Annotated in this window: 10 protein-coding genes; 2 read left to right on the plus strand and 8 right to left on the minus strand. The window is 34.6% G+C overall.

Going from position 1 to position 8,725, the window contains the following annotated elements; all coding sequences use genetic code 11:
- Positions 1–194: 194 nt before the first annotated feature.
- The gene (locus ACNHOZ_RS28625) at positions 195–434 is read right to left on the minus strand and encodes a hypothetical protein (protein WP_447697450.1); all 240 of its coding nucleotides are present in this window, start codon (positions 432–434) and stop codon (positions 195–197) included.
- A gap of 708 nt (positions 435–1,142) precedes the next feature.
- Between ACNHOZ_RS28625 and ACNHOZ_RS28630 the strand changes: the two genes are divergently transcribed.
- Together ACNHOZ_RS28630 and ACNHOZ_RS28635 are read left to right on the plus strand one after the other, a co-directional pair.
- Positions 1,143–1,304, plus strand: a complete 162-nt coding sequence (locus ACNHOZ_RS28630; RefSeq protein ID WP_153252744.1) for a YvrJ family protein — start codon at positions 1,143–1,145, stop codon at positions 1,302–1,304.
- 110 nt (positions 1,305–1,414) lie between these two features.
- Entirely contained in the window at positions 1,415–1,972 is a 558-nt protein-coding gene (locus ACNHOZ_RS28635) for a DUF3967 domain-containing protein (RefSeq protein WP_224357659.1), read from the plus strand.
- A 359-nt stretch (positions 1,973–2,331) separates the two neighbouring features.
- Here ACNHOZ_RS28635 and ACNHOZ_RS28640 read toward each other — a convergent pair whose 3' ends face one another.
- The 7 genes from ACNHOZ_RS28640 to ACNHOZ_RS28670 form a co-directional block, all read right to left on the minus strand.
- The gene (locus ACNHOZ_RS28640) at positions 2,332–3,030 is read right to left on the minus strand and encodes a Rep protein (protein WP_447697451.1); all 699 of its coding nucleotides are present in this window, start codon (positions 3,028–3,030) and stop codon (positions 2,332–2,334) included.
- Between the two features lie 350 nt (positions 3,031–3,380).
- Positions 3,381–4,598, minus strand: coding sequence for a relaxase/mobilization nuclease domain-containing protein (locus ACNHOZ_RS28645; protein WP_447697452.1), 1,218 nt, complete (start codon positions 4,596–4,598; stop codon positions 3,381–3,383).
- Complete coding sequence (locus ACNHOZ_RS28650) at positions 4,580–4,933, minus strand: plasmid mobilization protein (RefSeq protein ID WP_012209755.1); 354 nt, start codon at positions 4,931–4,933, stop codon at positions 4,580–4,582. Before ACNHOZ_RS28650 ends, ACNHOZ_RS28645 begins: the two co-directional genes overlap by 19 nt.
- Before the next feature lie 1,028 nt (positions 4,934–5,961).
- On the minus strand, positions 5,962–6,462 hold the full coding sequence (locus ACNHOZ_RS28655) for an HTH domain-containing protein (protein ID WP_328172206.1): 501 nt from the start codon (positions 6,460–6,462) through the stop codon (positions 5,962–5,964).
- 693 nt (positions 6,463–7,155) lie between these two features.
- The gene (locus ACNHOZ_RS28660) at positions 7,156–7,353 is read right to left on the minus strand and encodes a hypothetical protein (RefSeq protein WP_154975079.1); all 198 of its coding nucleotides are present in this window, start codon (positions 7,351–7,353) and stop codon (positions 7,156–7,158) included.
- Between the two features lie 131 nt (positions 7,354–7,484).
- Positions 7,485–8,171, minus strand: a complete 687-nt coding sequence (locus ACNHOZ_RS28665) for a hypothetical protein (protein ID WP_154975077.1) — start codon at positions 8,169–8,171, stop codon at positions 7,485–7,487.
- Positions 8,172–8,209: 38 nt separating this feature from the next.
- Entirely contained in the window at positions 8,210–8,389 is a 180-nt protein-coding gene (locus ACNHOZ_RS28670) for a hypothetical protein (protein WP_154975076.1), read from the minus strand.
- Positions 8,390–8,725: the final 336 nt, after the last annotated feature.

Genomic DNA, 8,725 nt, shown 5'->3' on the forward strand with positions numbered 1-8,725 from the left:
TCCGCATTTCCTCATGCAACCGACAAACTCGTTACCAAGAATGCCGTTTCGGATGGAGATCATCTTCGCGTCTAGATGAGTAGCGTTAGCTACGCTGTAAGAAAGCGACTTCTTGTCGCACCATAATCAACATTATAGGAACTGAAAAAACCTTCTAGATTCGTTTCTAGAAGGTTTTAGAAAGAGTTTTTTGTTTAGTTGCTATTTTTTGATGCAAACATTTTTTTAGAGATAATAAATGAAAACGTTGCGGATATACTAGAGCTTAAAAGTGTATAATTGAAAATTTCACTTCCAAAGATACTTACAGTTGAACCACTAAGATGTTGTGAAGTGTCAGGTACGTATGTAAGTGTAAGAAACATTCCAGAAAGAATTTGAAAAGCAAACATAAATACTACAAAGCTAGCAATAAATACTACATAGTTTTTCAAAATGGTTCCCCCTGCTCTTTTAGTTTAATTTGGGTTTGTTTCGCTTATTATGTTAATATTATCAGCTTCTATAGTATATACGAATAAGTTCCATAAAAGTTACATATTTACATTTTTTAGATGGATAAACTTTAGGAAATTTATTGAATACGATATACAGATCTAGTTAACATAATGTCTCTTTCCGGAACACATACAAAAAGAGAACCCTTGGGAGGCAAGGATTCTCAAAGGGGTTCTCTTCATGAAGTATGCATCTTTTTATACATCCTTGATTTATCAACGATGATTTGAGGAATCATAAGCAGGAAGATGCATAAAAAGCGCACATTTTATACATATGCTTCAAACCCAAAAAATAGCATTCGGGACCATAATATGGTACATTAAAGGTCAGACTATTTTTACAAATTTCAACGTAGCAAAAAGAGCAACCTCGATCTCCTATGACAAAGATGAGGTTGCTTCTTTATTTTAAAATTTGTATGACAAGTTTTATTTTATTATGTTACACTTGGATAGCTAATGAATTAATCTAACCGTTTCTTGTAGTTTTGCAAAGTAAAATTACTAAATAAAAAAGAGCAACCTCCTCCAATGCCATCTGAGAGAAGGTTGCTCTTTTTTAAAAGGACTTTAGTCTCAATAAATGGATATATACCCTAGGAACAAACACTTAGAAACCACATATTATAATATATCTTCTAAATGAGGAGGTATGTCATCATCGTAGGAGATCTGGTTAGCTTTATAGAAGATGTGGGCTTTCCAATATTTTTATCTCTTTATTTGCTTGTCCGACTTGAAAGTAAGTTAGATAAAATTACAAAATTACTTCAAATTATTATTGGAAAAAAGGACAAGCCTTAAAAAAAGACAGCAGATCCTTGCTGTCTTTTTTACTTCTAAAATTACAACTATAAAATAAAACGGGTGTTATACTAGTTATAACACTTACTATATTGGAGGTTATAACTGTTATGTACATGGAGTTCTATGAAAAGGTAGATGGATTAGCAAGAGTTATTGGTGTTACTTCGTCAACTGCAAAGAAGTATTATTTACTCTTTGAAGAACATGGTTATAACTTTAAACGCAATCAACAAGGACAACTCTTATTTTCACAAGATGATATAAACTTATTTAAAGAATTAATGGTTTTAAAGAATGAAAAAGACATGACTGTTTCAAAAGCTGTAAAAGAAATTGTGAAGGACAAAGTTATAACCGATATAACTGACATAACGGTTACAACAGGAGACATAACGGTTATAACTAAGCAAGTCACAACTGTTATGACCGAATTAGACGAATTGAAACAGTTAGTAAAAAGTCAAAATGAGATTATTGAAAAACAGCAGGAAGAATTCAAAAAACAATTTTTAAAACAAGAGGCTTACATAAAAGATAGTTTAGAACAAAGAGATAGAACCCTTATTACAACATTAAGAGAAGTACAAGAGTCACAAAAAGAAATAGCATCCAGCTTGTCAGAAGAAAAAAACAAGAAAAAATGGTGGCAAATATGGTTAAGTTGAACCACTCAAATTGATTGAGTGGTTTTTGTGTGTTGCAAAAATGCAACGCATAACAGTTATAACTGTTTGGCCGTCTTAAGACGGCCTATTTAGCCTTCAGGCTATATTTTTTTCTAACGAAAAAAATATAAAAAGAGCCTTGCAATTCTATGAGCGAATTGCTAGTAAATAATAGTGATAATAGAGAGAAACTAAGAAAAGTGTCCAAAACCCTTGGTATGACTGGGTTTATTGGACTTTTTAGGGTGTCATGTTTTCGTGACACTTCGACTCCTTTTTGTCATGTTTTCGTGACACCTAAATATTTACAAAAAAACAAAAAAGCCACACCAAAATTGGTACGGCTTAAACAATATAATTTAAAAAAATCTGACTGGTAAATTTACTTTTTTGCCATTCTGATCTTTGAGCTTTTTTAAAGAATGCTGAAATAATCTCATTGTTAGTTTATCTAACTTAACTTCATTTTTTCTTGGAGCACAAATCATTATATAAGGATTCACAATCCACGTTCTAGGACTCACAGAACGACCATTTTCTGTTATTTGTCCTGCACCTTCTGGATTCAGTAAAATCTCTTTTTCTTTTAAACTATTCATAATCACAGACGTATTTTGTCTCGATTTCCCAATTATTTGAGCAATATCAGAAACAGTAGCAGCCTTAGGAAGTTCAAAATCATCTTCTATTACATTTTTTCTTTTTTTCTTAAATTTATCTTCTCTACAAATGATGACATTACTTTTAAACTCTAAATAAGCTTGAATTTTAAATAAAAAGCTTTCTTCCGCTTGAGTTAAATAATTAATTTGATTTAATAAATCTAAATTTCTATGCATGGTTTGATTAAACGGCTCCCCTGCAAAAATATCTTTTTCTTTACCTATAAAGTGTTTTTCACCAGTAATTTCTTGCATCAAGTCTAACAACGATCTTTGAATGTCAGAAAGCTCTTTTGATGAATTCGAAGTCTGTTTTAAATCTTTTAATCTTGCTTTTCTTTCTGCTTCAGCAAGCTTTTCTTGCAAATTCACAATGTTATCTTTGTTTTTTTCCAAACTAATTCCTCTCCTTATATGGCAGGAATCAGCCCCTTATGATAGAATATGTACATCAATATGTGTATAAGGGACTGATTCCCTTTCTTGTTTGAGAAACCGCCAAGCCGACCAAAGCATGGGCGGTTTTTCTCATTTATACTACTTTCAACACTATCAATAAATTCCCTCTTTTTCTAGTCTTTTCGCAGTTTTTCAACGAATTCTGCACAAAAGGACTTGTCTATCCTAAATTAATACCAAATAACCCAAAGAACCATTTAAACAAGAAAAACATAGGCACCATAAAGACGGCCGCCCCAGCTCCATACTTCACCCAATCTAACCAGCCATTAAACACCACACCTAATTTAGCGTTCGATATCATAGTCTTGCTGTTTTTTTCGACCTCGCTGAGTTCCGCCTTCGCTGTCGCGCTCAAGCTGTCGAACTTGCTCCCCAGGTTGTTGTTGATTTTCTCTAGTTCGTCCTTGATTGCTTGATTGTTTGTTTGGAACTCTTTGCTCAGAAAATCCTGATTCTCTTTCATGTCGTTGTGTAGGACTCTGATGGCCGTCTTCATCTCGGCCAAAGTTTTGTTTGTATGCAGCTTGTGTGTTTCGATGTCGTTCTCTAATTTGCTCAGCAACGTCATCGAAGTTAATTCCATCTCCCTCTGTACGTCTTGGCTCGTCTGTTTGATCTCTTTGAGCTCTTGTTCGATCATCATCTCTTTGTTCATGTTTTCTTTCAGAAACGTCGAGAGATAGCCCTCTGTTGCTCTGAGACGCAAGATCATCTCCTGGTATAACTGCTGTAACTGTTGTAACTCTTCTCTCTCCTGAACCTGCTGTTTCTCTTTCTCTTGTAACTTGTCTTTCAAAGCCATCTAAAATCGTCTCCTTTTCATACGCAAGCCCTAACTTGCTGCCACGTACCTTTTTATTCGATTCTAAGTGCTCATACGTGATGTTTTTACCTCGTAAAGTAGCTTGGACGCCTTGATCTTTTAAACGTTCCTGGAAATCTTTAAAACTCGTTGCCTGTTCTTTTGAAGAGTCAATGGCCGTCCGAATTTCATCTTTCCAACTCGATTCACCTTTTTGAAGCAAGGACTGTTCAGCTAACGTATAGCGCACATCGGCCGAGCGCTCTTCTACAATGGACAATCCATGTTCTTTACATAACTGGTCGCTCGCGTCACGAAAACGGTCAATCGCATCTTGGCCATGAGCATGGAACTTACGACCATCCTCATAGTTCACCGCATTGATCACGATGTGGTTATGAATGTGATCCTTGTCCGTATGCGTGTAGACGGCCACCTCGTGGCCTTTGGCTAATTTCTCAGCTAGTTTTAACCCAATTTCATTAGCTTTATGAGGATTTACTTCATCAGGTTTAAAAGATTGAATGACATGGTGGGCTTGTATGCCGCCACTCTTGCCCCATATTTCCCTTGTAGCCTTAAATTGGTTCCGAACATAGTCCACATCGCAATCAAGCGAATTTGCCACCTCAGCGCGCTTTTCAGCGTACTTCAGTAACGCATTGGCATTTTTCGTCGTACTCAGCTTAATTGTTGCCATGCTGCAGCCAATCCTTTTTTAATTTCATCGAGATTGTATACCAATCTCTCAAGCTCCTGTTCACTCAATTGTTCAATATCTCGTGCATTGCACCATCTCGCAATCTGGTTCACATTGGTACCCACGGCACGCAATTCCTTCGCAATTGCCAGAGCACCCTCACGATTGATCTTTGGCTGTCGTACGCGTGTACCCTGTGCCTTTGCTTTCACAAAGGCAGGCACCGTCATTCCTACGTTATCCGCCATCAGCGATAGCCGTTCGAATTCCTCTTCAGTGACACGGAACTTCACCTGTTTAGGCTCGTTCCTACGCTCGCCTTTCGTCTCGCTCATACCTTTATTCCTCCTTATGTTCACCTACTGGGCGTGGTGAACTTGGTGTAAAATTCCAGCTGGATGCTTCCATAATACACCAAACAGTCGGAATAAGGCAAGCTCTACAATTGGTACCCAATTGAGCTTGGTTATGCTGAGCATAACAATCCCCCCAACCCCCTTTTCAAGGGGGAGCCAAACCGCGGACGCTGTCCACACCTGCCAAAGGAAAGCTCCTTTGGAATGGCTTCTACAAACACCCCCAACCCCCTCAACCTTTGAGGGGGATCCCTCGCCGGTTGGCGTCAAACAAACGTGGTTGTTTGAGTGCCAAGAGGGTTTGGGTGCAGAGACATTGTCAATTCCTTAATGCTCCCTACGGTCCGCTTACCATTGACAACGCAGCTTATCTCCCCCTTTGTTTTGGGGTAGAGGCTGGCTTTTTATGTTTTTAAGTGCGTTGCTCACCTTGAAGTAAGATGAGCACTTTTGGACGGCCGAGCTGGCGGTTCGGCAGGTATACTTGTTCAAACAAGCCGATTCCCTAACTCCTTCGTTTTGGGTATGTCGGCTTGGCGAAAGATCCAAACCTGCCGAAATTTTTTATGCAAGGAGAAAAGAGTGGAGATTTTTTAAGTGGTGTTCTTAAAAAATACGACTCGTACCTTGTATTAAAAATAGCTTGAATGTGATAGATAAACTTTCTTCAAAAAGCAAAAACAATTAGTAAATGTAATTACTAACGGTTTTTGCTTTTTAAAAGGATAGCTAAAATTAAGCTTAATTGTATAACAACAATTATAAGCAAGGATAAAATATATTGATTGTCTAGAGATGCATTATAACTAAGAACAAAAAACACTATGGTTGATGTTATTAAAATTAAAATAAAGTTAATAATTATTTGTCTCATACTTCCTCCAGTTTCATGTTGAAATGATAAGGCAGTATTAAAACATATGAGCTAGTTTCTCAACCATTCGCAATATGCATTTTTTCTTTTATAACAAATAAAGACCCATGTTAATTTGAGTGATAGCTTTTACTTAGTCTAATAATCCTTTTTCTTTAAATACTTTTCTAAGAGCTTCATTGATCAATTCAGATTTATAGCTTTTAGGAACACGTTCAATAATACTTAGCACATCATTATCAAAGTAAAAACCTCGATATATTCGTTTAGAACGGTCTTTTGGACTTTGTAACAACAAATCAATTGCATCTACTGTGCTAGCTTTTGAAGAGCTAGTGCTAGTGCTTTCACTTTCATCAACATAGCTCGTACTAGCTGCTACTTCGCTAGTAGCTAACTTTTGTTCTGCTGGCATTTTACTGTTTTTAGAGATAAGGGTACTAAAATCAACATCTAAGGGTTCTGATTCTTCTCCAACATAGCGATAAATACTTTCCTTACTGTCCCATTCATAGCCTAATTTCTTAATCTTTAATTGAATCGTACGAGTACTTACATCATACTGATCAGCTAATTCTTTAATGGTGATTTCTTTCATCATAATTCCATTCAGCATCTTTTTTACCAGCATCATACTAGCCCCCATTTTCGTATTAAGAGTATAGTACTAGTATTCAAATGCAACATGATATTTCCTGCTATTACTTCACTGAATAATAAAATGGGCACTTTCTCAAATGAGAAAGTGCCCTACGTTGAAATCGATATAACTACAAAATAGTTAGTTTAATATCTATTGTACTTAGAACTATCTTTTATTAAGAAATTTATAAATAACAAAAATACCAATTACTAAAATCGGTATTTCAATTACTAATTTCATACTATTTTTTACTAAGTATTCACTAAGTACAACTACCAATAAAACATAAAGACAAAGGGATAATACAATCTTTCCATTCATTAGAATTTCCCTCCAAATTCGATTCATGACGACGTTTAAAAGTATAGCATTCATTTATTCTAATAAATCATTTTTTAGAATAAAAAGGTAAAAATGATAAAAAAATACTATTGATGCTATACACAAACAATTACAATAATCACCTTAATAAGTATATATATTACTTTTAATGGATTTTACTGTAATTATTGTTGAGTTCAATATAAATAAAAGGTTCTTTTAGTTAACATAAAGCGTATTATCGGAAATAAAAAAAGCTAAGAAATTAATCCTTAGCTTTTCTACTCTTCTTAAACCTATATTCATTAATAAAAAACACGAGGAGATAAAACTTTAATGTCTCCTTGTGTTTTTTAAGTTCTTTTATTCTTGTACTCTAAATACTTTAGATTTAGTAACCACTATTAAAGCAAATCCAATTACCGCATACTTAACTGCAGCAGAAAGACTAGGTACAAGTTCAAAGTAACTTACTTTATTAATGCTTACGAGAAACCCTAGTAAGAAAAGTAAAGCTCCTAAAATATAAGTAACTTTACCAGCTAAATTATATTTTTTCATTTTATTCACTCCCCATTAATAAAGAAATCCTTATATTAATGATTATACACAACATTATGGAAAGTTTAAACATTAGTTCTCTATATTGTAAAAAAAGGAAAGAAATCTTTAGAGATTTCTTTCCTTTTTTATTAACTATTAGGCAAATAGATATGTTGTGGACTACTAGTCCAAGCTTTACCCATTGGTTTTTTATGAGCTTTATCTTTATATAATCTAGTCGTACTATATTGATACCAATTAGTTGTCATAGCACCTTTTTCGTATAGATCATAAGTATAGTAAGCAGCTGGAACTTTTTGGTTGATTGCATAACCACTTAAGATAATAGCTACTTTTGCTCCCCAGCCTAAACCTGGGATAACCAAAGATAGTTTACCAGCTAAATCAGCTGCATTTTTAGCTTCTTTAGTATGACCAGAAAGAGTTCCAACGTATTTATACCCTGACTTTGGCTTAGCAGCCATAGTAGTAAAAGTACCTTGAGTAGTAGAAGCATTATTTACTGTATTTTCTTTAGTAGTATCATATTCATAAACTAGATCTTCTTGAACTTGTGTATCAATTGTAACACTACCATTCAAACCATTATAAACTACAGTATGTTGATCATTTCCATTTTCATATGTAACAGTACGTACTAATCCATCAGTATTAACATCAGAAACTTGATAATTAGTATTTAAATCCTCAATACTTAATGCCTCTTGAACTTGTGTGCTCTCAACCTTTTCCGCTGCAAAAGAAAGAGATGGCGCAACCGAACTAGTCAACAATGCTGCTGCTGCAAAAACTGCAATTCCTGTTTTTTTATTCATAAACCTATAATGCCTCCTAGAAGTTTTTAAATAAAGAATTACTCTTCTTTTCTAGTAACAACATTATAAATTCTCACTATCAATACAACACCTACTACAATAACAAAAGTCCAAAAGTATAAAGCTGATGTATTACTTCTAAGCGTTAAAATAATAAGAATAATAAATAATACAGTGGTCATTACAATATCTGTTACTTCTTTTCTCTTAGTTCTCATGTTAGTCTCCTCATTTCTAGTAAAAGGGAAAATTAAAAGAAAAAGTAAAACTTATCCTTTGGAATTGTAATATTATTCTATTAATTTGTCAAATTAATGCAATAAATAGATTAATTTTCATATTTTTATAATTAATACCTATCGGTCTATATAAAAGATTAAAATTGGAGATTATTATTATTCTGTATACGATATTCAAAATTAGTTGAGTCGGGTAGGCAGGCACTCTCACGAGCGCCCGCCCCCCTAAGAACCGTACGTGACAGATTTCCCGTCATACGGCTCAAGCCTTCTTTTTATCCGAACAACTTATTTAATACATGGTACATGTACTAA

The sequence above is a fragment of the Priestia sp. D51 genome (genome assembly GCF_053345675.1).

What these genes read in the sequence shown, in the direction of transcription:
- ACNHOZ_RS28630 (WP_153252744.1), top strand. Translation starts at nt 1,143, where the DNA reads ATGAGGAGGTATGTCATCATCGTAGGAGATCTGGTTAGCTTTATAGAA.
- ACNHOZ_RS28635 (WP_224357659.1), top strand. Translation starts at nt 1,415, where the DNA reads ATGTACATGGAGTTCTATGAAAAGGTAGATGGATTAGCAAGAGTTATT.
- ACNHOZ_RS28645 (WP_447697452.1), bottom strand. Translation starts at nt 4,598, where the DNA reads ATGGCAACAATTAAGCTGAGTACGACGAAAAATGCCAATGCGTTACTG.
- ACNHOZ_RS28650 (WP_012209755.1), bottom strand. Translation starts at nt 4,933, where the DNA reads ATGAGCGAGACGAAAGGCGAGCGTAGGAACGAGCCTAAACAGGTGAAG.
- ACNHOZ_RS28655 (WP_328172206.1), bottom strand. Translation starts at nt 6,462, where the DNA reads ATGATGCTGGTAAAAAAGATGCTGAATGGAATTATGATGAAAGAAATC.
- ACNHOZ_RS28660 (WP_154975079.1), bottom strand. Translation starts at nt 7,353, where the DNA reads ATGAAAAAATATAATTTAGCTGGTAAAGTTACTTATATTTTAGGAGCT.
- ACNHOZ_RS28665 (WP_154975077.1), bottom strand. Translation starts at nt 8,171, where the DNA reads ATGAATAAAAAAACAGGAATTGCAGTTTTTGCAGCAGCAGCATTGTTG.
- ACNHOZ_RS28670 (WP_154975076.1), bottom strand. Translation starts at nt 8,389, where the DNA reads ATGAGAACTAAGAGAAAAGAAGTAACAGATATTGTAATGACCACTGTA.